Below are 23,016 nucleotides of genomic sequence, written 5' to 3'. Positions count from 1 at the left end.
CGGAGACATGAATGACCTATGCTGTCGGCATGCGGTTGAACCGCGGGTTGGTATTTATGTCCGATACGCGCACGAATGCCGGCGTCGACAATGTTTCAACCTTCAACAAGATGTTCAACTGGACAGTCGAAGGTGACCGGTCGATCACAATCCTAACGGCCGGAAACCTGGCCACTACTCAGGCAACAATAAGCCTCCTAGAAGAACGAACGAAAGCGCCGGCAGATCGTTCACCATCGATCTTAGAAGCACCGACAATGTTTCAAGTTGCGCAACTGGTCGCGGCTACGCTGAACGACGTCATCGAGGAGCATGCCCGGTCCGGTCAGCAAGCTGACAGCGCTTTTCACGCGACGCTCATTGTTGGAGGCCAGATCAAGGGCGGTCCGTCTCGCCTTTTTTTGATCTACCCTGAAGGCAATTTTATCGAGGCCGGCGACGACACCCCGTTCTTTCAGATCGGTGAGACAAAATATGGCCGTCCTATTCTGGTGCGAGCCTACGATCCGGAAATGAGTTTTCCAGAAACCGTGAAACTCTTGCTTGTCAGTTTTGACTCCACGATTAAGGCCAATCTGTCTGTCGGGGCGCCGCTCGACCTGCTTCTCTACGATGAAGACAGCCTTGATGGCGGTACGCGGTCAAGATTCGAAGCTGACGACCAGTACTTTCGCAGTGTTTCCGATGGATGGGGTGACGCGTTAAAATCGGCCTTGGCCAAACTTCCAGAATACAGATCGGGGCGAAGATCAAACGATTGAGCGTCCGCTTTGTCCGCGGTCCAGACGTCTGCGATAACTAAAACCGAGCAAGTGCAGCGAATGGCAGCAGTGCGGGTTGCGACTGCGGCATCCAGCCAATGGGTTTAATGTCGGCAATGGGTCGTGAGTGGGGGTCCGAAGATCGCCTCCCACACATTATCCTGACCTTCGTGCTGTTACTTATCCCGTCCGCTTCAGCTAACCACCTGTCGGCGGCATCTCCCACAGTATTCCCCTGCTTGGGTTTACTAGGGCCAACAACTTGAGACGGTGTTTGTCCTTCGGTGATCGCTTCAATTATTTCCTCAAGGACTCTTGGACGGCGCTTCAATGCTTCGGCTAGATCCTGAGTTCCTAATCCTCTGACAATCTCTCGTTTGCCAACAATATCTTGGTACTCAGTCGGCACAGCTACCCTTACAGCGAACCCTTTGCCTCGAAGGAACAATCCTCTGGGCAGTCCAAAACGGTTTCGATGTTTCGATTCCGGTACATTCATCCTCAAATGGTCTCCAAGTTCTCGTTACAGGACCCTGAATAAACCATTGAAAATAAGGGGAATGGTGGATGATGAGAGACTCGAACTCCCGACATCTTCGGTGTAAACGAAGCGCTCTACCAACTGTTACACAGACGCTCCGCTGTCTGAGCTAATCACCCGTGACGGATTGCGCGTGTTTTCCCAAAGCATCAACTGCGGTTTTCTCAGGTGAACCCTCGAGGTTCGAGTACGACACTTACTGTAACGGAATCCTAGGTCAAGTCGTTACATGTACGGGTACCGGAGAAGAGTTTGAACGTGACGCTACCTGAGCAACCTTGTCACGTTTCTCCTTGCATCCAATCAATAACAGCCCTTGGTATTGAAAGCCTGTTCTGACGACCAAGAGCTGTTTGTTCTAACGTCCATTTCAGCAGCTGGTTTCCACAACCACTGACTGATGAGCCTCATTAACGATCCGATAGACCGATCTCTGAGAAATACTTAAGCGCTGGGCGATCTCGTGCTTCTTGTAGCCTTGCCCTAGTAGCTGAAGAACCTCAGAGGCCCTCATACGTGCAGTTGGTTTCCTGCCTTTGTATTTACCCTCAGCTTTAGCTTTGGCTATTCCCTCTCGCTGCCGCTCCAGCATCATCTCTCTTTCAAACTGAGCGATTGACCCAAGGACATTCAGCATGAGCTTCCCTGTAGCAGTTGAGGTATCAAGGGACATGTCGAGAACTCTTAGAGCGACGCCTCTTTGAGTTAAGCCATCCACGATCTCGCCTAGATGCCTGACTGAACGAGCCAGGCGGTCAAGCTTAGTGACAATGAGGACATCTCCTTCTCTGCAGTAGCTGAGAGCTTCACTGAGCGCCTCTCTACAGGCAACAGAAGAGACTTGTTCGGAGTAGACCCTCTCACATCCAGCTTCTGTGAGTATCGTCTGTTGGGCTTCTAGTCCTGCTTGTTGTTCCAGTGTCGATGTTCTTGCGTATCCGATGATCATGGTGGTGATCTCCTTTAGGTTCCTAGACGTTGAGGCAATTGCTTGCCAAAAGCCGAGATCGACTTCATTGCCACCATTTCCGCCACCCTCAGAAGGTGGACACAGAACCTTGGCCTATTGGCAGAGTTTTCAGCTGGAGACTAAGGGGTGGGGGGTTTGGGGAACCGACTTCAAAAAAGAGGGGGATTGTTGTTCTTATTGTTCCCTCTGAAAAAAGGGTCCCTCAGCACGTAAGAGAAAGCCTTTACTGAAGAGGAGTTCTACCCACGCCTAGAGTGCTTTCAACTGACTTAGAGTGTACTCAATGATCAAGTTGCAAGCGTTTTAGGGGATGGTAGAGGATCAGCTTCTATCGAGTACTCTCAACTAACACTGTGTCCGGCGCTGGGCGTAACTTAATGTCAAAGGGTTAACGTGTCCGAGGATGAAATTGATTTTGGCTTCTACAGTGGAAATTCCTCAGCCATCCTTAGTGATACATAGAGATGTTTATTAACCAATGTCCTCTAAGTATATGATAATTATATGTTAAGTCGAGTTCCTTGCCGCTTATTAGTGGCAAAGGTTGAGGGCCATAGGGAGCCGAGGAAATCACGTTTTAGCAGCCTCATATTCACTATCCTACGAGAATTTTTCTTCCGGTGTAGTAGTGCTTCTTCACTGGTTACGTGTTCCCTCGGTTTCAATGACTACGACGCTCGATTCGCCTCTCGCAGGACATGTGTTGGAATGTCTTCTTCCCATAGCCAATTGAGAAAAAGGTTACGCATTCTTCGACTGGGAAGATAAACAGTGATCGGTTTGCCGTCTCTGACCTTAGATCGCCAAACCCATTGGATTAACTCAGTGAGCGCATAGTCGTCCTGGCTCACTGATCCTTTGCCGAGAAATCGTAGGATGTTGGGGTTCAAGAACTGATTATAGAGATAGATCAGGTGCGTTGCGTTCTTATAATCGTTCGTGCCTCTAGTCGTATTGGGGAGCCAATGAACACGCCCGCTTCTGCCCTGAAGCCGAGAGCCTTTGGCGTATGGACCGGGACGGTACTTTCCCTTTTCTACGCCATCAGAGCCAACTGTCGGGCTTTTTCCTCCGGCGAACCATTTTGTCTTTGGGCAAGTCAGTAAGATATTTTCAAGAGGAACTTCCTTAAGGGCATTTCGTGCCAACGTATACAGCGCTTTAGGTACCAAATCATCGTAGACCTCGGGTGATCCTGAGGTTTTGTCTGTTTGGTCAGTGTGACTGAATGAAAGCGGATCAAGAGACTTAATTCCTTTGACGGTAATAAGGCCTCTGACTTCTCGGACGAACACGCTTTCGGCTAAAACATCCAACTTATCGTGTATCGTGGTTAGCCCTAAGTGTTTTAGGTAAGCAGCAATGATAGACCCCTCAGCTTTATAGGTGTAAATCCTCAGAGACTTCCCCACCTTGAGAAGCTTTTCCGGAAGTACCGCTACGTTGAAACCATTTTGAACATTGAAAAGGCGTCCAGACTTGGCGGCCTTATAGAACTTCATTGGAACGTGTCTCTCAAGAGCAGCGCACTCGGTGTCCCAAGCATCCGTAGGAACAACCTGAGAGGTCTCGGGGTCAACTGTACACAGACCGGATTCTATGAAGATACGATCCCATGCTTCTAAATTGACATTGAAGTTTGCATCTATGACCGAGAGAACTTCGTCAATGTGGATGTCATACGAGTCCAATAACCCCTCAGAGACGACATCTGCTAGCGTATCAAACATCGCATGAGTTGTGACTACGTTTTGGCCTTCTGCCAATAGGCGCCTTAGGGAATGGATTTTCCGAGTAGTGACTATCTCTTGCCCGCTGTCGTCGAATACAGTGTCAGCTTCGGCTACAGGTTGTTCAAAGGTTATTCCTCGGTTCTGTGTCGCCTCTATCACGCGGTCACATTCAGTGAGCAAAGGGACAATGACTAGATACTGCTTGTGATATTCGAATGATTCAATCATTTCTGTAGTCTTCCCTCTTCCACAGGGGCGATCCACAATTACAACTGGACGGACTGGGGAAGAAGAATCGTGAAAAGGTAGAGGATCATGCCTCATGGTTTAATATCTCGCTAGTTTGGAGTGGGTTGTTAAGGGCTGCCTGAGTTGGCGCTCTTCGGTCGAAGCTGCTTCGGCTCCTTAAGGGTACAGTTGGAGACCCCTATGCGCTGGGCATGACAGAGGCGTCGGCAGGCAAATTACCGACTGTTGCACTTCCTGTAATGAGCACTGGTGAAGAAAATTCCCTCATCATCTGGGGCTGCTACTTGGGTGGCCGTAGAGCCAATCAGGCAGTCGCTCAGAGCCTCAAACTACTCCTCGGAGAGATAGCTTCATCTCAGTCCCAAAAGTCTCTCTCGAGGAAATCACTTTGATTTTCCATTTGACCGATCCATCGAAGCGGTTTCATCCGAGGCAGATATTGCCGTATCCACTAGGACGTAAAAAAGAGCCGCCAGTGTTTTTCACCGCGACCAGTGGCTTCGAAACCTGTGAAGGATGGTCCAAGCGCTGTATCATCGACAGATGATTTGTCTCTAGGGTCAGGACCTATGAACGCAGCCCTTCTCTTTCTGGGAGAGCGGACCTTGGTTCGCAGTGCAGCGAACGACGCGTCGAGCCCTAATTCGCATTGATAAAGAGCGTTGAATTCGTCACGGAGGGTGGATCGCCGGGATATTGTCTTCGTGCCTGAACAAAGGAGGTGGACATGGACACCGTTAAGAAAAAGAGAGTCGTGCATTCCGCAGAATTCAAAGCCGGTGTTGTACTTGCGGGACTTGCTCGGTCAACTTCGATTGCAGAGCTTTGTCGTCAGAATGGAATATCCGCTAGCTTATTCTACGATTGGAAGAAGCGCTTCATTCGCTACGGAAAGTTGGGTCTGAAGAGGCGAAAAAGCAAGAAACGCCGCAAGAGCAAAACGGCTACTGGTTCTCCTGCAGAAAGCCAGATTATAACTGAACTTGCGATTTCATTCCAAAAGTTTCGATCTGATCAAGCTCAGTTTGCAGGACGAATGACGGTACCCGAGAAGCTGAAAGCGGTTGAAATGGTGGAGTCTGCTAGTGTGCCAAAGCTCCGTGCTCTTCGTGGTATAGGTGTGGCGAGGTCATCCTATTACCGATGGTGTCGTTTGCTAAGAGAAAATGGCAGTCTATTAGACTATGTAAGGGCACCGGAATACTGCAAAGTCAGGGACAGAGAGGACCTTAAAGAGCAGGTCTTCAAGGTGTTGCATTCTCCTCCGTCCGATTATGGTTTCAACCGCACAACGTGGAGGCTAGTTGATCTGCAAGTTGCAATCGAGCAATCGGGGTTCAAGATCGGGCGGCACGCCATCAAACACATAATCAAGGATGCTGGCTATCGCTGGAAGAAAGCGCGAAAGGTGCTCACCAGTAATGACCCCGACTACCGCCTGAAGCTTGCAAGAATTCAAGAGATTCTTGGCGGGCTTGGAGATCGAGACGGTTTCTTCTCAATCGACGAGTATGGGCCATTTGCTATCAAACAACGCGAAGGGCGGAAGCTCGTAGCTCCGGGCGCGTTGCACACAGTCCCCCAGTTCCAGAAGTCCAAGGGTGTTCTGATAATGACGGCAGCGCTTGAACTCTCCACAAATCAGGTGACCCATTTCTATTCAAAGAAGAAGAACACCGACGAAATGATCAAGTTGCTCGACGTTCTGCTGGCTAAGTACCAACACCTTGACCGGTTCTACATGTCGTGGGATGCGGCTTCTTGGCACGTTTCCAAAAGGCTCTGCGAAAGGATTCAGGAAGTGAACTCGGAGCGTTCTCAGTCAGACGGCCCGATTGTAGAACTCGCACCACTTCCAGCCGGAGCACAGTTTCTCAACGTCATTGAAGCGATCTTCAGTGGAATGTCGCGAGCCGTGATACACAACAGCAATTACTCGTCGAAGGAAGATGCAATATCGGCTATCGACCGATACTTTGAAGATCGGAATGAACACTTCAGGGTGAACCCACAGAAAGCTGGGAAGAAGATTTGGGGACAGGAACGGTCGATCACGAAGTTCTCCGAGAGCAACAACTGCAAGGATTCGAGGTATCGCTAGCGGCCAATTCAACCATATTCTGCATCTTTGTACGGTCCGAAAAGCCCGCAGAACGGTCTTTCATATCTAACACTGGGAACGACCACTGTTCTTCATTCTAAAGGTCATTACCCTATGTCTATCTCTTAACGGTACAGTTAGATACGTCCTGCCTTGGATCAATCTAAAGGAACTACTCCTACGAGACTGCCTCCGAGTTCTTTATGTAGGACCTCGAATGTATTCCTTATGATCCCGTGCAGTTCCGCTCTCTTCGCATAAACGCTTATCCCGATGTCGTCTTTGTTGGAGTGACCCACGACGAGATTTCTTGCTTCTCGGGAGACCCCAGCATTCACTAGTGAAGAAATAGCAGTCCTTCTGAACGAGTGCATATCCCAATTGGAATTATCGCCATCAAGGTTCTTTCGGGCTTTCTCAAGCGCTTTCCCGAGGTAATGACTGGGGTGCCTATCGTAGCCACCCAATGCAATACGAGGAAACAATCTACCGATATTCTCTGGACAACTTGGTTCTACTATCGTTGCCATTTTGGTAGCTTCCCGGAGTAGTTGACAATCCTCAGCGCCAACGATCATGACATCCCTTATTCCGGCTTCTGTCTTGCTTTGAGGGATGCTGATTTTGATGTGGTCTCCTCTGTCCTCAATGTCCTTCAAATACCTCGAGCAGATTTCATTGAGTCTGCATCCAGTAACCCAAAGCAGTCTTACTGTGACATACATCTCGAACTGATATTTGAGGCCATTATTGCCAGCGATGTACTGCAGCAGCTTTTGAGCTTCACCTCTAGTGACAGGCCTCAGTTTCTTAATCCGTGGGTCCTTCTTCTTTCTTTGACCGGCTACACGTCTCAGGAGAGAGCCAAAGGGATTCCGCATATCGGGATCAACCAACCCCCAGTGGTCCAGCACACGCCAATAGGAAGCTAAGCAAGATTGGCATGATTGAAGAGAGCGGCTCGAGAGTGGTTGCCCAGTTCGCTTTGAGGGAGTGGCCTTAAGGTGCTCAATGAAGCCCAGTGCCAGAGAGCGGTTAATGTCTGTGACCAGTATGTTCCCAGAGTACGCCTCAAATGTCCTAAGGTGTTGGCGGTATCTAACCTTTGTGCTGTTATTTATCCCGTCCGATTCAACTAACCACCTGTCGGCGGTATCTCTCACAGTATTCCCCTGTTTTGGAATGTTCGGGCGAATTGCTTGAGACGGTGTTTGTCCTTCGGTGATCGCTTCAAGGATTTCCTCAAGCACTCTTGGACGGCGCTTCAATGCTTCGGCTAGGTCCTGAGTTCCTAAGCCTCGGACGATCTCTCGTTTGCCAACAATGTCTTGGTACTCAGTCGGTACAGCGACCCTAAGAGCATACCCTTTACCTCTGAGGAACAATCCTCCGGGTAGTCCAACACGGTTTTGAGGTTTCGATTCCCTTACATTCATCCTCAAATGGTCTCCAAGTTCTCGTTACAAGACCCTGAGTAAACCATTGAAAATGAAGAGAATGGTGGGTGATGAGAGACTCGAACTCCCGACATCTTCGGTGTAAACGAAGCGCTCTACCAACTGAGCTAATCACCCGTGACGGTGCATTTAGCCAAGCCAGCGCCCGGGTGCAAGAGGGTCTGGAAGAATTTATTTGATCAAGCTGTCATCTCGTTCACTGCGGCTAGCAATTGGGCGACTTCTTGTTCGGTGTTATAGTGACAAAGCGATATGCGGATGCAGTCGTTCAGCCCCAACGGGGTCAGAACGTTGCCGCTGTAGTGATCGGCTTTGCGGATGTGGGTACGGATGCCCTGGTCATTCAGGCGTGTCACAACATCGGCAGAGGGGATATCCCGCACGACAATTGAAACCAACCCTTCGCGGGCAGGGTTGTTTGCGCCGCCAAGAATTGAAACATGCTCCATATCGCGCAGGCCCGGCAGATTGCCGGTGCCGTTGATCATTGCACCTGTCAGATGCGATTCGTAGGCATGGATGGCGCGGCCAGCAGCCTCGATCCGGGCGCGGCGGTCCGTGTGCTCCGAGACTTGGTCGCCCAGCCACTCGAAATAAGCCACCACGTCGGAGATGGTCGCGTAAGCACCGGTGTCGCGGGTTCCGAATTCCCACCCTTCAGACGGGGCGTCGATCAATTGGTCGTGGGGAAGGGCGGTCAGCCGGTCCGATATCCATGCAATGCCATACCCGTGGCGCGAGAACACTTTGTAGGGTGAGATTGCATAACCATCGACATTGTAGCTGTTGATATCCAACTGCCCGTGAGCCGCGTGCTGAATACCGTCCACAATGATGAAACACTCGGGCGAGACCTCACGAATGGCCCGCGCGATGGCTGCCACATCCATCCCCATACCTGTGACCGGCGAGGCGTGAACGATTGTGGCGACACAGACGTCCGGAGTCATTGCAGCCCGGAATGCTTCAGCGGTGACGAGACCTGTATCGTTGTCGTGCTGGACGTTGACATAGTCCAGCCCAGCAATGTCAGCCCAGCGTCGGGCGGCGCTGCGACTGGCGGGATGTTCGATGGAACTGCCGATGACCTTGCCGCCTTTGGGCGCGTTCACGCAGGCGGTGCGGATCATACGAAACAGCAGTTCGGTCCCGCTTTCACCGACAAAAAACTGACCTGAAGGCGCATTCATGAACACAGCTAAGTCAGCCTTGGCGGTGTTGATGGTGTCGACAAGCGCATGGCTAGCGACGTTGTCGCGCCCCTGATTGTCGGGGATAGCGGCGAACTTGGCCGACGTCTCGACCACGGAATTCAACGTCAGGGCCCCACCTGCGTTTTCAAAGAAGATCCGGGGCCCTTGAAAGGGACAGCTTTCGACATGGGCAAAACGCGCGCGTACGGCGTCCATCAAACCTGGGATAGTGTGCAACATGTCGGCTTTCCTGTTCCTGACTCGCGCGCAGCATCCCCGTGACACGTATCAGGATCAAGATCGTTTGCGACATTGTCGCTGAGTCTGTTGACGAAAATGGCTTGGGGCAAGGATTTTCCAGCAATCTCTGCCCTTTGGGTGAACCTGCGGCGCATCGGCGCTTGCACGCCCCCCGGTGCCTCAGATATCCCCAAGAGGACCTTAACCCCGAGGGGCGGGAATGAGATGATCCTGTCACGTCTGCTTCGTGTATTTCTTGCGGCCATCACTCTGGCTATGTTTACACTGGCTCCGCTGCGCGCGGGGGCAGACGGCGTACTGGTTTTTGCAGCAGCCAGTCTGAAGAATGCTTTGGACGAGATCGCTCCAGCGTTCGAGGCACAGACCGGACAAGAGATAACGGTTTCCTATGCGGCTTCCTCGGTTCTGGCGCGTCAGATTCAGCTCGGCGCACCGGCGGATGTGTTCATTTCGGCGAATGTCGAATGGATGGATGTCCTGCAGGGCAAGGGCCTGATCGAAGCAAATAAGCGGGTCGATCTGCTGGGCAATGGGCTGGTTCTCATTGGCAGCACCTCGGCCCCCGGCATGCACGAGGTGACCCCCGAAACCGATCTGGCGGAGGCTTTGGCCGGTGGGCATCTGGCCATGGCATTGGTCGATGCTGTACCCGCTGGGATCTATGGCAAGGCGGCACTGCGCAGTCTGGGTCTTTGGGATAGTGTTCAGGGGCAAGTGGCGCAAACCGACAATGTGCGTACAGCGCTTGCTCTGGTTGCGGCAGGAGCAGCCCCCTTGGGCATTGTGTACCGATCGGACGCCGTGGTCGAAGACCGCGTTCGCGTGCTGGCTGAGTTTTCATCTGATTTGCACCCTGCAATCATCTATCCGGCTGGTGTGACAACGTCGGCCCGACCAGAGGCACTTGCGTTTTTGGAGCATCTGCAGTCGCCCGAAGCGCAAGACATCTTTGAAAGGCAGGGCTTTTCCCTGCCGGAGCAATAAGCGATGGGATGGTTGGGTCCCGAAGAGCTTGAGGCCCTGAGGCTGTCATTGCGCGTATCCTTTTGGGCCACGCTGGTAACTTTGCCCTTTGGAGTTTTCACTGCTTATGCATTGGCCCGCTGGCGATTTCCGGGACGACAGGTCTTGAACGGGCTCGTGCACTTACCGTTGATCCTGCCGCCGGTAGTCACTGGCTACCTCCTCTTGCTGACCTTTGGCATTCAGGGGCCGTTGGGTCGCGCCCTGTCCGAAGTCGGAATTGTGTTCGCATTCCGTTGGACCGGTGCAGCGCTGGCGGCGGGGATCATGGCATTCCCTTTAATGGTGCGCGCCATCCGTTTGTCGATCGAAGCGGTGGACCCCAAGCTAGAGCAGGCTGGGGCTACATTGGGGGCTTCGCGCATTATGGTGTTTGCGACCGTCACTCTGCCGATGATCCTGCCGGGCGTTATCGCCGGGGCTATTCTGGCCTTTGCCAAGGCGATGGGCGAATTCGGCGCCACCATTACCTTCGTGTCCAATATCCCCGGGCAGACCCAAACGCTGCCGTCAGCGGTCTACGCCTTTCTTCAGGTTCCCGGCGGTGAAGCGGCCGCAACGCGGCTGGTTGTTATATCGGTCGTTATCGCTCTAAGCGCGCTTTTGCTGTCAGAGTTCGTAGCCCGCCGTGTCGCAGCAAGGGTGGCCGGGTCATGAGCCTTTCTGTCCGATTGCAGCATGATCTGCCCAACATCAAACTCGATCTCAATTTTGACGCACCGTCCGGCGTGACTGTTCTGTTCGGACGCTCGGGCTCGGGTAAGACGACGGTTGTCAATGCCGTCGCTGGATTGCTCAAACCGACTTCGGGCCGTGTTGCGGTTGATGGATGGGAGCTGTTCGACACCGAGAAACATCTGTGGCTTCCGCCGCACAAGCGGCGTTTGGGCTATGTCTTTCAAGAGGGACGGCTGTTCCCCCACCTGACGGTGCGCCAAAACCTGTCATACGGCCGTTGGTTCGCGCCCAAGGGCGCGCCGCGCGAGAACCCCGACAAGGTGATCGAGATGTTGGGGATCGGCCATCTGCTGGACCGCCGTCCTGCTGGCCTTTCCGGGGGCGAGAAACAGCGCGTGGCGATTGGCCGGGCCTTGCTGGCCAGCCCGCGCCTGATTTTGGCCGATGAGCCGCTGGCGGCGCTGGACGATGCGCGCAAGGCCGAGATCCTGCCCTATTTCGAACGCCTCAGGGATGAGGTTTCGGTGCCCATTCTGTACGTCACACACTCTGCCGCCGAGGTGGCGCGCCTGGCGACGTCGGTTGTGGCGTTGCAAGACGGAAAGGCAGTGCGCCACGGGCCAGCCTCAGAAGTTCTGGCCGACCCATCGGTTGCGCCTGCGGGTATTCGCGCGGTCGGTGCGGTACTGCAAGTGCGGGTCGCCAAGCACCATTCCGATGGTCTGACCGAGTTGAGCGCGGGCGGGACAAGCCTGTTCCTGCCGCGTATTCCGCATCAGATTGGCGATGACCTTCGAATCCGTATCCCCGCCCAAGAGGTCATCTTGTCCAACAAGCGGCCCGAGGGTCTGTCGGCGCTGAATATGCTGGAAGGCACGGTCGACACCATTCGCGCGGGCGAAGGTCCCGGGGCGATCGTTTCAGTGAAAACTCCGGCGGGATCTGTTCTTGCTCGCATCACTCGCCGTTCGGTCGACGCGCTGGGCCTGCAACCGGGCCAGCTATGCTATGCGGTAATCAAGACGGTTGCGCTGGCTCCACAGAATGTGGGCGGGCGTGTGCTTAGCGAATAGCGCGTTGTGGTGCAGGAACTTTACTAGACTGTGATGTTGTCTATGCTTTGTTCTGCGGTGTTTATTGTGAAAGGGTAAGGGATTATGTGGTTTCGGAAAATGCCTGCCATTGCGGCGATTGTATTGTTGCCAGGGGTCGCTCAGGCGATCGGTTTCGGAGTGAATCTTAATCCTGCGGTCCGGGTTGACGTGGCGGACAAAGGCAATGGGATCTACGAGGTATCAACCCGAGGGACCACGGCGCCGGTCGCGTATTGGTGCGGTATTGGGGATTATGCGATCCGAACACTCAGAACCAAGGCGACCCAGCGGATTTACATCACGCGTGCCTATGAAAAACAAACCCGGACGGTTCAGTTTTCCCTGACCGCACCAGAAGGCGTCGATACCACTCCGGGATATTCGGTCACGGTCAAACGTGTGGGCGAGAACCTGTCGGCGGGGTCCGCGCAGACCTATTGCTATGACAATTTCCTCGATTTCGGATTCTGAGGGCCTGAACGCTCTGCTGGGATTCATCACGACTGAATGACGCTTTTGTGTTTTGCCAGCGCTTTGCGGTTCAACAACGCTGCGTAGTCAAGGGATGCGGCCAATGAGGGCTGCTGTGACTTGCGCAGAGGTAATCGACCGTGAAACTCTTTAAATGTATGCCTTTAGCTTTGGCGCTGCTTCTCGGTGCGGAAGCTCAGGCGGATCAGCCGGGTATTGGTATATTCCCCACCTTTCAAGTTCACGTGACGCCATTACAAACGGGCAATTTTGAAGTTAACGTGGTCGGGTCATCAGTTGCGTTGGCGTATTGGTGCGGGATTGGGGACTATGCGATTAGGACACTGGGAACTGAGTCGACCCGGCGTATCTATCTTTCAAAACCATATGAGCCGGGTATTCGAACCGTAGAGTTTTCCCTGGACCCGCAAGTTGAGCCCGACACGACATCCAAACATTCAATCACCGTGAAGTATGTGGGCGAAAATTACTCGGCATCCAAGGCTGAAAGCTATTGTTACGACGCTGTTCTGGATATCAGGATGAAGAAGTAATCACACCCATTTCGCCATGGGCGGCAGGCTCATCAGCACGGCATCCGGGTCGTGGCCGGTTTCCAGCCCGAACTTGGTGCCGCGGTCATAGACAAGGTTGTACTCGGCATACAGACCACGATGCACCAGTTGAGTGTTTTTGTCTGCATCATCAAACCCATGCACCCGGCGCTTTTCGACCAAGGGCAGGAAGGCGGGCAAAAAGGCGCGGCCGATATCCTGCGTCAGTGCGAAATCGGCGCTCCAGTCGCCGGTACAGTAGTCATCCATGAAGATGCCGCCCACACCGCGCGCGCGTTTGCGGTGCGGGATGTAGAAATACTCATCCGCCCAGTCCTTGAGGCGCGGGTAATGCGCCGGCCCATGCGGGTCCAAATGCGCCTTTTGCGTGGCGTGGAAATGGGCGGTGTCGTCGTCATATTCGATACACGGGTTCAGGTCAGACCCGCCGCCGAACCACCAGGCGTGGGGCGTCCAGAACATACGGGTATTCATATGCACCGCTGGTACGTGCGGGTTCTGCATATGCGCCACAAGTGAAATGCCCGAGGCCCAGAAGCGCGGGTCTTCGGTCATGCCCGGAATGCCTTTGCGCGCAGCCATAGCCTGCTGCGCGCGATCGCCCAGCGTGCCGTAAACGGTCGAGATATTGACGCCCACTTTCTCAAACAAGCGCCCGCCGCGCATCACCGACATCAAACCGCCGCCCGCATCTGATCCGTCGTCTGATTGGCGGGTGGTTTCCTTCACTTCGAAGCGGCCGGGGGTGGCGTCGGAAAACGGCCCAGTGTCGTGGCTGTCTTCCAGGGCTTCGAACGCAGTTACGATCTGGTCGCGCAGGGTGCGGAACCACGCGGAGGCGGTGGATTTTTCGGTGTCAAACATGGGGTCAGTGCGCCGGTGCTGCGACGGGGTCCAGCAGGGTGCGGCCTCCGTCAATCGTCAGGATTTGCCCGGTGATGAACCCTGCCGCGTCCGAGGCCAGAAACTGCGCCGTCTCGGTCAGTTCGGTGGGCGCGGCGATGCGGGCCAGCGGGGTGTGCTTTTCGATATCGTCTCGGAAATCGCGGTTTTCCTTGAGCGTTGACTGCAACGAGGCGCTCATGACCGAACCCAGCGCGATCGAGTTCACGCGGATGCGGTGCGGGGCGAAAGCCACGGCCAGTGACCGCGTCATCTGATCCAGCGCAGCGGTCGAGACGGAATAGGCCATCAGATCCGGATGTGTTCGACGTGCGGCTATCGAAGACAGGTTGATGATCGATCCGGCAGGGCCGTCTCCTTCTCCGAATTGTTTGATCATGCGTTTGGCGACAGCCTGGCTGAGACGCAGGGCTGGCATCAAATTCTGATTCAGCAGGGTCTTGACCGAGTCGTCATCTGTATCCAACGGATCGGACGGGATAACCTGCCGCGACCCGTTGATCAGGATATCCACCTGATCAAAGGCGTCTATAGTGGCGGAAAGCAGGTTTGCGATGGTCAGCTTTTCCCGTAAATCGCCCGCGAAAAAGCGGATATTGCTGTCGTCAGCCTGCTCGCCCAACTCGTCGGTCAGCCGCTTTTCATCCATGTCGGCAAACATCACATTGGCACCCGCATCCGCGAAATGCCGCCCAATGGCTAGCCCGACGCCATTGGCGCCACCGGTGACGATGGCGGTCTTGCCTGCTATGGAAAAGGACATGCGTTGTCTCCCTGAGTTGCGCGCAGGTTAACCGGGATCACCGTCGAGGGCGAGAGGCATGGAACACCTTGAACCGGTTGTCGCCAGTGACTTCGTTGACGCGCGAGAAAGCTTCGTTCAGCGTGGTTTCGTAAGGCAGGTGGCGGTTGGCCACCATCCACAGCTCACCATGTTTTGCCAGATTACGTGCGGCGGATTGGATAAAGCCCTGACCCAGCGCGGGGTCTGCGCTGCGCGAAGTGTGAAAGGGCGGGTTCATAACGACCGCGTCCAGCCCCTCGGGCGCGCGCCACTTTACCGCGTCGGCCCAGTGAAAAGTCGCCCGGTCATCGGTGATATTGGTCTTGGCACAAGTCAGGGCGATGTGGTCGGCCTCAACCAAGTATAGGGCGCGTAACCCCTGTTTTTGCAACACGTTGGCAGACAGATACCCCCAGCCCGCACCCAGATCCGCCACCCGTGCGCCCAATTTTGCGGGCAGGACGCCCAGCAACAGGGCCGAGGCCGGGTCCACTCCGTCCGCCGAAAACACACCGGGCGCGGTCGTAAACCCGTCCACCATTTGCCCATGGGGCGCGGCCCAGTCGGCGAAAGCCTCTGGATCAGAGGCAAACCAGAAGATTTTGCCATGCGCTTTGGAAATTGGCCCTTCGACCGGCACACGCTTTCGGATGTCCTTCAGCAGGCTGTCCACCCCATCGGTTTTGGCCCCGTCCACCACAACCGTACCCTTGGCGCGCAGGCAGGCTTGTTGAACAAGGCTGCGGGCCAAAGCTTTTGCGCGGGGCAGGAATATCACCGCATCCTGGCATGGATCACGGGTCTCGGGGATAACGTCAAAACCTTGTGCCGCGAAATGATCATGGAACGGTTTGAAGGGCTGTACCACCTGCGTATCGCGAGGCAGTTGGGACAGGTCATGGGCTGGTGTCGGCCCGATCACCGTCAGCGGCTGTGACAGCGAAAGGCCGCTGTTCAGGGCAAGATCAAGGCGAGAGGACATACGCGTTCGTTGGAAGAGCAGACGCTACTCTTCGCGTTCCATTGTGCATTGCAGGGGGTGCTGGTGTCGGCGAGCAAAGTCCATCACCTGACCCACTTTGGTCTCGGCGATCTCGTGGCTGAATACGCCAACCACGGCGACGCCTTTCTTGTGCACGGTCAGCATGATCTCGAACGCTTCGGCGTGGGTCATGCCGAAAAAGCGCTCCAGCACGTGCACAACGAACTCCATCGGGGTGTAGTCGTCATTCAGCAGCAGCACCTTGTACAGCGGCGGGCGCTTGGTTTTAGGGCGCGTTTGAATAAGGACGGACGAGTCGCCGTCGTCGTCCGAATTGTCAGACATCATCCAAGGGTTTTCAAACATTGCGCGCAAAAGTCCGATTCAGGCTTCGGTTTATCTGAGCGGTTATATAACGTCCTAGGGGCCAGAGAAAAGAGCCAGCAGGACGTAATCGCAATGGAAGACAATCTGACCATCGTCGGTTTCGATGCTGATGACACGTTGTGGCACAACGAACGGTTCTTTCAACTGACGCAGGCGTATTTCGCCGATCTGCTGGCGGACCATGCCGATCGGGATCATCTGATGGATCGTCTGCTTGCTGCAGAAAGACGCAACATTCGGCACTATGGGTATGGAATCAAAGGCTTCATTCTGTCGATGATTGAAACCGCGATCGAGGTCACCAAAGATCGTGTCCCGGCTTCGGTCATTCGTCAGTTGATCGACGCGGGGCAAGAGATGTTGGCCCATCCGATCGAACTACTGCCCCATGCCCGCGAAGCGGTCGAAGCAGTCGGAGCGACTCACAAGGTTGTGCTGATCACCAAAGGCGACCTGATTGATCAAGAAAGGAAGCTGGCGCAATCTGGTTTGGGCGAGCTTTTTGACGAGGTCGAGATCGTTTCGGAAAAAACGGCTGAAACCTACCATGAAATATTTGCGCGCCACGGAACCGGCCCTACCCAAGCGATGATGGTTGGCAATTCGATGCGATCCGACGTAGTGGCTCCGATCGAGGCTGGCTGCTGGGGGGTCTACGTCCCCCATGGGCTGGTCTGGGAGATCGAAAAAGCCGAAGTCCCCACGCGTTCGAACCGGTATAAGGAATTGCGGGATCTGGGTGAGTTAGCGAGCCTTGTTCGCACGCTTGCATGATGTTGCCGAATGGTCCCAGTTACAAAAAATTGAATAGGCTCTGTACAGCGGCACCAAATCAGAGGACGATTTAGTGGTTGAGGTGTGCAAGTCGACCATATGTTGCGGGTGACTGCGCGCCGAAAGAAAGATCGAATTTACCAGCTTTCGGTTTATTTCGGACGTCCTCTGTGTTAGCCTTACGGGTAATATAATAAATTAATTGCTGACCGGGAAAACCCGGCGGCCCGAGGTAGACAGAGGCAAAGATCGTGCAGGTTCGGCGGACAGTTCCGGCCCGAATGGGCTTATTTCGTATAGCATTCGTGTGGCTGCTTTCTTTTGCGCCGTTGCAATCGGTTGCCGCACCCTATGCGGCGATGGTGATTGACGCGCGCACGGGTGAGGTTTTGCATTCGCGCAACGCAGATACCCGACTTCACCCGGCTTCGCTGACCAAGATGATGACGCTCTATATTGCGTTCGAGGCTGTCCGGAATGGTGAGATCGAGTTGGATACGCAAGTGCGTATCACCAAGGCCGCTGCGGCAGAGCCTCCGTCCAAGCTGGGGTTGCGCTCGGGTCAGCGGATTGCGTTCCGGTACCTGATCCGCGCGGCCGCCGTGAAATCCGCCAATGACGCGGCGACCGCCATCGGGATTGCCATCAGTGGATCCGAGGCCGCGTTTGCCCGCCGTATGACACGCACCGCTAAAGCCATGGGTATGAACCGCACGACCTTCAAGAATGCGCATGGATTAACCGAGTCCGGCCACTTGTCGACCGCGCGGGACATGACGACGCTGGGGCGGCATCTCCTGTATGACTATCCGCAGTATTACAACCTGTTTTCGCGTCAATCGACTCATGCAGGGATCAAAACGGTTCCGAACACCAACCGCCGCCTTTTGGCCGCCTATAAGGGTGCCGATGGGATCAAGACAGGATACACACGAGCGGCGGGCTTCAATCTGGTAGCCTCGGCCAAGCGTAAGGATGAGCGGATCATCGCGACCGTCTTCGGCGGAAAATCCGGTGCATCGCGCAACGCCAAAGTGGCTGAGTTGCTGGATATGGGCTTCCGTCGCGCTCCATCCCGTGCGCCTATCCGTAAACCTGCCCGTCCGGCTTACGCTGGAAATGTGGGCCTGAATGCGCAGGTCGCGCGCCTAACCACTGCTCCAACGGCCAGCCTGCGGCCGGTGTTGCGCCGCGCAGCTACAGTTCAAGTCGCCGGAACAGTTGCCGCAGCAGCGGCAAAAGACGAGAGCAGAATTCAGGATGGAATCGCTGCGGCAATCGCAGCGGCTGATATCCAGACCCCGGATGACGGAACGGTGCGCCCGGCACCTCGTCCTGATGATCTGGTTCTGGCGTCGACCAACCCAGTTGCTCAGCCAGAGCCGGAAAGGGAAATTGTCACCCGTCTTTCTACCTCGGGCGGGCATCTTTGGGGCGTAAATGTAGGTCGCTATACTACGCGATACGAGGCCGAGAAGGTGCTGCTGAAAACCGCTTTGGCCGAAATGACCACTTTGGAAGGAACCTTGCGCAAGGTGAATCAAAGCTCACGAGGTTTCGATGCGACGTTCCAGGGCATGACCCGCGAACAGGCCGACCTGGCTTGCCGCAGGTTGCAGGCCCGAAATGTCACCTGTTTCATGATCGGGCCGTCATAAGACCCGACATTCTCTCTCCTGGTTGGATTTGGCTGCGAGGAAGCTCGCAGCCTTTTTTTGGCGCTTGATACAAAGCGCAAACGCTTCAATCGAACACGTGACCGTGCTGATATTGCTCATCCTGACCAGCCGCGGCGGTCAGCGCGGCGACATTATCCTTGGTGAAAAAGCCATCATATTTGTGGCAACGTTCGATATATTCGGTGATCAGCAGCGTGTTTTTCGAGTGTTTCGAGAAGATCTGCTTCAGGTTCGGGTCATCCTTACATTCCCCTACCACATGGGCCAGAAATGGCACGCCCTTGTCCTTGAGCGTATTCACCACGAAATCCACGTTCTTTTCACCCGCGCCGTGATCGCCATCCTGAACTTCGACCGCCATGTGATGGAGGCGACGGCCGAAATTCCGGACAAAATCCTCGGTCGGCATTGGCAGTTTGGCAAAGGAATTCACGAAGGACGGCGTGTTGTTGGCGGTGAACACTTTGGCAGGTGATTTCTTGTCGTCATCTACGTTTGGGTTTCGGTTCACATTGGTGGACGAATTCATGTCGAAGATGTTGTACGCGCCCCAGAAATAGTAGGGCACCATCGTCAGGAACTCGAGGATCGCGTCCTCGCGTTCTCCGGCAAGAACACGCGTGGCGAGGTGATCAATACCTAGCATGAGCGGTGCGATATTGCTGTCAGCCCCAAACGCGGCAGCCTGATTCAGACGAGCTTGCTCACTGTCGCTCAATAGAACACGGTCGCCCAGACCGAGGCTATCCGTGTCGTTGAAGTCCAGATTGGAATAGCCAACCCGATTACAGGTGAAATCCGAAGGTGTAGTGAACTGAAAACCCTGCAGCGTGTAGAACGTATTTTCTGTGTCGCCTGAATACTCGAACCGAATATTCTGATCCTCCAGCGTTTGCGTCAGCGCGGTTAGGTCCGACGCGCCGAAGACCTCTCCGACATATCGGGTTTGCGGAGTCTTTCGAGCCAGCGGATACATGCGGTTGATGCGGGGAATAAAGTCTTCGAAAGCGGGGCTGAGCGGTGCCATCACGATCAGGGCAGGGTAGTCGGAATGTGAATGCAGGACCGAAAATTTATGCGTGCGCCCCAGATAGCTGGCTGTGTGGCGATAGGGCGTCATTACGTAAAGCTCGACCAGTGTGTCAAACAGCGCATCGGATTCGACCTGTATCACGATGGCCTTCATCGCCCCGACCAGATCGGCAACGCCCGAGCTGGCGCGGCGTTCGTAGATTTTTGGCAAATACTCGTTGAAAAAGTCCGAGTTTTTCTTGTCGCCGCGGGGTTCGTAGGACATCAGATCAAAAGACATAAAGCTATCTCCTTGCTCCTGCGCTTTGCAGGTGGTGCAGGGTGTTGCCGGGATTGTGGCACTCAGAACATGAACTTGTTGTCATGCTAGGGGCTGAACCTGACCCCGGCAACACCAACGGTATACGCGTGCTGTCTTAAGCCAATCTGATCAGCGGATGAATTTCGTCACATCGACCCCGCCAGTGATCAGGTTTTCCCGCACCGAAGCTGCGATTTGTACCGCCGTTGGGCCGTCCCCGTGCAGACATATTGTGTCGATCGAGGTTTCCAGTCGTTTGCCGGATTCAGTGATGATGGCCCCTTCGCGCACCATTTTCAGGATGCGTGGCCCGGCAAGTTCAGGGTCGTGAATGACTGCTCCGGGCAGGCTTCGATCCACCAGCGTTCCGTCGTCATTGTAAGCGCGGTCGGCAAAGATCTCTCCGACCCATTTGCAGCCAAGGTCGCGTACAGCTTCTTCCTGTTTGGTGACGGCCAGCACCATGATGATGATATCGGGATCCACGTCCAGCGCGCCCTGATAACACGCTCGTGCCATATCCACGTCGACCGAGCACATGTTGGCCAACGCGCCGTGTAATTTCAGGTGCCGGACCTGCGTTCCAACCGCCTTGGCCATGCCTAAAGCTGCCCCCAATTGATACCGCACCAGATTGCGCAGGGACGCATGAGGGATTTTCATATTTCTGCGGCCAAAGCCCTGCAGATCAGGAAAGCCGGGATGTGCGCCGATACCGACGCCGTTTTCAGCGGCCAGCTTCATCGTCTGCGCCATCACATCCCAATCACCCGCGTGAAAGCCACAAGCGATATTGGCCGAGGTGATGATCCTCAGCAGACTATCGTCATCGCCCATCTTCCAGGGGCCAAAGCTTTCCCCCATATCGGCATTCAGATCGACGCTGGGCATCGGCAAAACTCCTTTAGTCGGTGGCAGAGATCACTCCGTCGATCAATTGGTAGGACAACAGGTCCGGGATGTCATGGGGATTGCGCACCAGCGGTTCGATCTGACCGTTTAGCCGGATCAGGTCAGCCGAGTGGCGGGCCTGTCGCGTCGCAGCCTCCTCAAGCGTCACGAATTCGAACCGAATTTCAGCTCCCGCTGGCGTTTGTGCCGCCCGAGGGATGTCGCAAGGCAAGACCGTGGCGATACGTGGGTAACCCCCAGTGGTCTGGCATTCCGGCAGCAGGATAAAGGGGTTTCCAGTGCCGGTCATTTGGATGTCGCCGGGTGTGATGATCTCGGACAGGATATTAAGCTGCCCTTTTGCCGCAAATCCGGGTCCGTCGCTTTCCAATTGCATCCCCATGCGGTTGGCCCTTGCACCGCGCGTAAAGCTGGTGGCGGCGAACCGGTCCAGAGTACTTTGATCGAACAGGGATGTCTGAAAACTGGCGACTACATGCAAAAGTCCGCCCGAGAACCTGTCCTCTGGTCTTAACTTCCAACCAGCACGCCCCGCGCCCTTGGGGCTATTCAGTATGTCATCTTGCTGAACAACTCGCCCAATCTTTGCGGTCAGATGCGTTGAGCGGGACCCCAAAAATTCTGGCACGTCTATACCGCCACCAAGATGAAGGTAGCCATAGCTGCCACGTAGCGCAGCTCCGATCACCAATCGTTGCCCGGCCTCGATCTGATGAGAGGCATTCCACGGCACGGGACTTCCATCAATACTGGCCTGCATCGGTGCGCCAGTGAGGGCAAAACATGTGCTTTGGGTCGCTTCGAACTCTCCACCCATGCCCGCCATTTCCAACGCCGCAAGTTCCGGACTCTGGTCCAACAGCGCAGCCCCTTCGTGCAGGGCAAGGATGTCAGCAGCCCCGGATCTGGACAAACCTTGATCCAGATATCCAATACGTCCCTGGTCCTGAATTGTGCAGGCTGGGCCGATGCGCAGAACGGTCAGAGTCACTGCTTGATCTCCTGACAAGTTGCGCCGCCCGTGCCGTCGGCGTTGTTTGCGCGGATATCCTCCAGCGCGTCTCGGGAAATCGGCACGAACTGCATTTCGTCGCCGGGGCGCAGGGCAAAGCTGTGATCTGCTTCGGGGCGAAAGCATCGGAACGCGGTTTGGCCGACATGCCTCCATCCCGTCGGAGTTGGTCCTGAAAAAAGTACGAACTGCGATATTGCCAGAACCAGCGCGCCCTCGGGCACCATCGGGGTTAAATCCTGAAGTCGGGGTATGTTAAACTCGGGTCCAAGCGGGCCCAGATATGGCTGCCCCGGCGCGAACCCAATCGTCAGGACGCGGACGCGAGTTTCCGACAGGCGACGGATAGCTTCCTCGACGCTTAACCCTGCTGCGTTTGCCGCGTCGCCAAGCTGGGGTGCAAGCTCACCACCGTATACTGTTGGAACGCGCCAGAACCTGCGTCCCATGGGCATGGGCGCAGAGTACCAGTCTTGGTGGCCCAAAGCCCCGCGTACCCTGGCATCGAGGTCGGCATGTGACAAACGTTTGGTATCGAACCGTATATAAGCGGATGCCAAAGTGGCCGAGGTTTCAAGTACGCCTTCCCAGTTTTCGCTGTCGATGAGATCGCGAAACGCCAAGGCTGCCCGGTTCGAGGATTCTTCCATTGTGTCACCAAAGGAAACCAGCAAACCCTCGTATCCGACGGTGCGCACGCGCGGGAATTTATGATCGGGCACTTGGGTCATGGAACTTCGTCAATTCAGCTTGGTTGCCGTGACCTGACCGCATCCGCAGTTGATACGCAAGCATTTGAGCGCGTAGATCCACTTTTGACACGCTGTGGCTGCCGGAATCTCGCTTTTGCGCCGCAGGTTTCGACTCGCAAAGAGACGCACGAGTCGAGAGCTTCTAGTATCTGTCTGCTTACTGCTCACTATATATAGGGCTTTGTTCGCCCCGCCTTGTTGTCATCCAATACCTTGGGCTGTTGCTCGACGCTGAATTGGAGGGAAATGACGTCGATGGCTGGTGATTAAATCGTTGTTTTCAAATGACAAAACAAAATAATGCAAAAAAAATGGAATTTTTCAAATTTTCTGCTTGCGGCTTTGTGGGGTAGACCTTAGAACCCCCTTCACCGGCGCTGCTGAGGCGGTG

The 23,016-nt window shown here is 54.9% G+C and carries 22 protein-coding genes and 2 tRNA genes; 9 read left to right on the top strand and 15 right to left on the bottom strand.

From position 1 onward, the window contains the following. Window positions 1-11 precede the first annotated feature (11 nt). Entirely contained in the window at window positions 12-761 is a 750-nt protein-coding gene (locus AC2FNR_RS14610) for a proteasome-type protease (protein ID WP_170356820.1), read from the top strand. A gap of 37 nt (window positions 762-798) precedes the next feature. On the opposite strand, the gene AC2FNR_RS14605 is transcribed toward AC2FNR_RS14610, so the two are convergent. The 4 genes from AC2FNR_RS14605 to AC2FNR_RS14590 all read right to left on the bottom strand — a co-directional run bounded on the left by AC2FNR_RS14605 (window position 799) and on the right by AC2FNR_RS14590 (window position 4,233). Then, window positions 799-1,260, bottom strand: a complete 462-nt coding sequence (locus tag AC2FNR_RS14605) for a DUF6538 domain-containing protein (protein WP_496849703.1) — start codon at window positions 1,258-1,260, stop codon at window positions 799-801. A 62-nt stretch (window positions 1,261-1,322) separates the two neighbouring features. Further along, window positions 1,323-1,421 (bottom strand) — tRNA-Val (locus AC2FNR_RS14600). Window positions 1,422-1,672: 251 nt separating this feature from the next. Continuing rightward, window positions 1,673-2,251, bottom strand: coding sequence for a recombinase family protein (locus tag AC2FNR_RS14595; protein WP_170576823.1), 579 nt, complete (start codon window positions 2,249-2,251; stop codon window positions 1,673-1,675). Between the two features lie 689 nt (window positions 2,252-2,940). Continuing rightward, window positions 2,941-4,233 (bottom strand): YonV C-terminus-related protein, encoded by a 1,293-nt coding sequence (locus AC2FNR_RS14590; protein ID WP_170576824.1) that lies wholly within the window; start codon window positions 4,231-4,233, stop codon window positions 2,941-2,943. 748 nt (window positions 4,234-4,981) lie between these two features. Between AC2FNR_RS14590 and AC2FNR_RS14585 the strand changes: the two genes are divergently transcribed. Continuing rightward, window positions 4,982-6,355 (top strand): IS630 family transposase, encoded by a 1,374-nt coding sequence (locus AC2FNR_RS14585; RefSeq protein WP_170576825.1) that lies wholly within the window; start codon window positions 4,982-4,984, stop codon window positions 6,353-6,355. A gap of 158 nt (window positions 6,356-6,513) precedes the next feature. On the opposite strand, the gene AC2FNR_RS14580 is transcribed toward AC2FNR_RS14585, so the two are convergent. The 3 genes from AC2FNR_RS14580 to AC2FNR_RS14570 all read right to left on the bottom strand — a co-directional run bounded on the left by AC2FNR_RS14580 (window position 6,514) and on the right by AC2FNR_RS14570 (window position 9,245). Beyond that, window positions 6,514-7,791 (bottom strand): DUF6538 domain-containing protein, encoded by a 1,278-nt coding sequence (locus tag AC2FNR_RS14580; protein ID WP_170794213.1) that lies wholly within the window; start codon window positions 7,789-7,791, stop codon window positions 6,514-6,516. A gap of 62 nt (window positions 7,792-7,853) precedes the next feature. After that, a tRNA-Val gene (locus AC2FNR_RS14575) sits at window positions 7,854-7,929 on the bottom strand. Between the two features lie 62 nt (window positions 7,930-7,991). After that, entirely contained in the window at window positions 7,992-9,245 is a 1,254-nt protein-coding gene (locus AC2FNR_RS14570; RefSeq protein WP_496849700.1) for an aminotransferase class V-fold PLP-dependent enzyme, read from the bottom strand. Window positions 9,246-9,470: 225 nt separating this feature from the next. Here AC2FNR_RS14570 and modA point away from each other — a divergent pair, with 225 nt between their 5' ends. From modA to AC2FNR_RS14545, 5 genes are all read left to right on the top strand, one after another. After that, window positions 9,471-10,250: a molybdate ABC transporter substrate-binding protein gene (gene modA, locus AC2FNR_RS14565; RefSeq protein WP_496849698.1), complete on the top strand. Its 780-nt coding sequence runs from the start codon at window positions 9,471-9,473 to the stop codon at window positions 10,248-10,250. A 3-nt stretch (window positions 10,251-10,253) separates the two neighbouring features. Continuing rightward, window positions 10,254-10,946: a molybdate ABC transporter permease subunit gene (gene modB / locus AC2FNR_RS14560; RefSeq protein WP_496849696.1), complete on the top strand. Its 693-nt coding sequence runs from the start codon at window positions 10,254-10,256 to the stop codon at window positions 10,944-10,946. Then, the gene (gene modC / locus AC2FNR_RS14555) at window positions 10,943-12,040 is read left to right on the top strand and encodes a molybdenum ABC transporter ATP-binding protein (RefSeq protein ID WP_496849695.1); all 1,098 of its coding nucleotides are present in this window, start codon (window positions 10,943-10,945) and stop codon (window positions 12,038-12,040) included. The genes modB and modC overlap by 4 nt, the downstream gene beginning before the upstream one ends. A gap of 84 nt (window positions 12,041-12,124) precedes the next feature. Continuing rightward, entirely contained in the window at window positions 12,125-12,532 is a 408-nt protein-coding gene (locus AC2FNR_RS14550; protein WP_496849693.1) for a hypothetical protein, read from the top strand. A gap of 140 nt (window positions 12,533-12,672) precedes the next feature. Then, the gene (locus tag AC2FNR_RS14545) at window positions 12,673-13,086 is read left to right on the top strand and encodes a hypothetical protein (protein ID WP_480869385.1); all 414 of its coding nucleotides are present in this window, start codon (window positions 12,673-12,675) and stop codon (window positions 13,084-13,086) included. Here AC2FNR_RS14545 and hemF read toward each other — a convergent pair whose 3' ends face one another. Genes hemF through clpS form a run of 4 tightly spaced genes read right to left on the bottom strand, consistent with a single transcriptional unit; the run spans window position 13,087 to window position 16,142 of the window. After that, window positions 13,087-13,971 carry an oxygen-dependent coproporphyrinogen oxidase gene (gene hemF, locus AC2FNR_RS14540; protein ID WP_496849691.1) on the bottom strand — a complete coding sequence of 295 codons (885 nt, stop codon included), beginning with the start codon at window positions 13,969-13,971 and terminating at the stop codon, window positions 13,087-13,089. Window positions 13,972-13,975: 4 nt separating this feature from the next. After that, entirely contained in the window at window positions 13,976-14,773 is a 798-nt protein-coding gene (locus tag AC2FNR_RS14535) for an SDR family NAD(P)-dependent oxidoreductase (protein WP_496849689.1), read from the bottom strand. A gap of 37 nt (window positions 14,774-14,810) precedes the next feature. Then, entirely contained in the window at window positions 14,811-15,776 is a 966-nt protein-coding gene (locus AC2FNR_RS14530) for a class I SAM-dependent methyltransferase (RefSeq protein ID WP_496849687.1), read from the bottom strand. Window positions 15,777-15,800: 24 nt separating this feature from the next. After that, a complete protein-coding gene (gene clpS, locus AC2FNR_RS14525; protein WP_170356801.1) occupies window positions 15,801-16,142 on the bottom strand; it encodes an ATP-dependent Clp protease adapter ClpS in 342 nt (113 codons plus the stop codon). A gap of 93 nt (window positions 16,143-16,235) precedes the next feature. On the opposite strand from clpS, the gene AC2FNR_RS14520 reads away from it, so the two are divergent. Then, window positions 16,236-16,937, top strand: a complete 702-nt coding sequence (locus tag AC2FNR_RS14520) for an HAD family hydrolase (RefSeq protein ID WP_496849685.1) — start codon at window positions 16,236-16,238, stop codon at window positions 16,935-16,937. A 281-nt stretch (window positions 16,938-17,218) separates the two neighbouring features. Next, window positions 17,219-18,595 (top strand): D-alanyl-D-alanine carboxypeptidase family protein, encoded by a 1,377-nt coding sequence (locus AC2FNR_RS14515; protein WP_496849683.1) that lies wholly within the window; start codon window positions 17,219-17,221, stop codon window positions 18,593-18,595. 85 nt (window positions 18,596-18,680) lie between these two features. Here the strand turns inward: AC2FNR_RS14515 and AC2FNR_RS14510 are convergent, their stop codons facing one another. The 4 genes from AC2FNR_RS14510 to AC2FNR_RS14495 form a co-directional block, all read right to left on the bottom strand. Then, window positions 18,681-19,928: a hypothetical protein gene (locus tag AC2FNR_RS14510; RefSeq protein WP_496849682.1), complete on the bottom strand. Its 1,248-nt coding sequence runs from the start codon at window positions 19,926-19,928 to the stop codon at window positions 18,681-18,683. 150 nt (window positions 19,929-20,078) lie between these two features. Continuing rightward, complete coding sequence (locus AC2FNR_RS14505; RefSeq protein WP_496849680.1) at window positions 20,079-20,840, bottom strand: LamB/YcsF family protein; 762 nt, start codon at window positions 20,838-20,840, stop codon at window positions 20,079-20,081. A gap of 13 nt (window positions 20,841-20,853) precedes the next feature. After that, window positions 20,854-21,852: a 5-oxoprolinase subunit C family protein gene (locus AC2FNR_RS14500; RefSeq protein ID WP_496849678.1), complete on the bottom strand. Its 999-nt coding sequence runs from the start codon at window positions 21,850-21,852 to the stop codon at window positions 20,854-20,856. Beyond that, complete coding sequence (locus AC2FNR_RS14495; RefSeq protein ID WP_496849677.1) at window positions 21,849-22,604, bottom strand: 5-oxoprolinase subunit B family protein; 756 nt, start codon at window positions 22,602-22,604, stop codon at window positions 21,849-21,851. Before AC2FNR_RS14495 ends, AC2FNR_RS14500 begins: the two co-directional genes overlap by 4 nt. Window positions 22,605-23,016: the final 412 nt, after the last annotated feature.

The sequence above is a fragment of the Ruegeria sp. SATB045 genome (assembly GCF_059613525.1).
Note: the sequence above shows the minus strand (reverse complement) of the source record. Positions and strands in the feature narration are given on the sequence as shown.

What these genes read in the sequence shown, in the direction of transcription:
- AC2FNR_RS14510 (WP_496849682.1), bottom strand. Translation starts at nt 19,928, where the DNA reads ATGTCTTTTGATCTGATGTCCTACGAACCCCGCGGCGACAAGAAAAAC.
- AC2FNR_RS14535 (WP_496849689.1), bottom strand. Translation starts at nt 14,773, where the DNA reads ATGTCCTTTTCCATAGCAGGCAAGACCGCCATCGTCACCGGTGGCGCC.
- AC2FNR_RS14495 (WP_496849677.1), bottom strand. Translation starts at nt 22,604, where the DNA reads ATGACCCAAGTGCCCGATCATAAATTCCCGCGCGTGCGCACCGTCGGA.
- modB (WP_496849696.1), top strand. Translation starts at nt 10,254, where the DNA reads ATGGGATGGTTGGGTCCCGAAGAGCTTGAGGCCCTGAGGCTGTCATTG.
- AC2FNR_RS14610 (WP_170356820.1), top strand. Translation starts at nt 12, where the DNA reads ATGACCTATGCTGTCGGCATGCGGTTGAACCGCGGGTTGGTATTTATG.
- AC2FNR_RS14580 (WP_170794213.1), bottom strand. Translation starts at nt 7,791, where the DNA reads ATGAATGTAAGGGAATCGAAACCTCAAAACCGTGTTGGACTACCCGGA.
- modC (WP_496849695.1), top strand. Translation starts at nt 10,943, where the DNA reads ATGAGCCTTTCTGTCCGATTGCAGCATGATCTGCCCAACATCAAACTC.
- AC2FNR_RS14585 (WP_170576825.1), top strand. Translation starts at nt 4,982, where the DNA reads ATGGACACCGTTAAGAAAAAGAGAGTCGTGCATTCCGCAGAATTCAAA.
- AC2FNR_RS14595 (WP_170576823.1), bottom strand. Translation starts at nt 2,251, where the DNA reads ATGATCATCGGATACGCAAGAACATCGACACTGGAACAACAAGCAGGA.
- AC2FNR_RS14520 (WP_496849685.1), top strand. Translation starts at nt 16,236, where the DNA reads ATGGAAGACAATCTGACCATCGTCGGTTTCGATGCTGATGACACGTTG.
- AC2FNR_RS14590 (WP_170576824.1), bottom strand. Translation starts at nt 4,233, where the DNA reads ATGATTGAATCATTCGAATATCACAAGCAGTATCTAGTCATTGTCCCT.
- AC2FNR_RS14570 (WP_496849700.1), bottom strand. Translation starts at nt 9,245, where the DNA reads ATGTTGCACACTATCCCAGGTTTGATGGACGCCGTACGCGCGCGTTTT.
- AC2FNR_RS14605 (WP_496849703.1), bottom strand. Translation starts at nt 1,260, where the DNA reads ATGAATGTACCGGAATCGAAACATCGAAACCGTTTTGGACTGCCCAGA.
- modA (WP_496849698.1), top strand. Translation starts at nt 9,471, where the DNA reads ATGATCCTGTCACGTCTGCTTCGTGTATTTCTTGCGGCCATCACTCTG.
- AC2FNR_RS14515 (WP_496849683.1), top strand. Translation starts at nt 17,219, where the DNA reads ATGGGCTTATTTCGTATAGCATTCGTGTGGCTGCTTTCTTTTGCGCCG.
- hemF (WP_496849691.1), bottom strand. Translation starts at nt 13,971, where the DNA reads ATGTTTGACACCGAAAAATCCACCGCCTCCGCGTGGTTCCGCACCCTG.
- clpS (WP_170356801.1), bottom strand. Translation starts at nt 16,142, where the DNA reads ATGTTTGAAAACCCTTGGATGATGTCTGACAATTCGGACGACGACGGC.
- AC2FNR_RS14550 (WP_496849693.1), top strand. Translation starts at nt 12,125, where the DNA reads ATGTGGTTTCGGAAAATGCCTGCCATTGCGGCGATTGTATTGTTGCCA.
- AC2FNR_RS14505 (WP_496849680.1), bottom strand. Translation starts at nt 20,840, where the DNA reads ATGCCCAGCGTCGATCTGAATGCCGATATGGGGGAAAGCTTTGGCCCC.
- AC2FNR_RS14530 (WP_496849687.1), bottom strand. Translation starts at nt 15,776, where the DNA reads ATGTCCTCTCGCCTTGATCTTGCCCTGAACAGCGGCCTTTCGCTGTCA.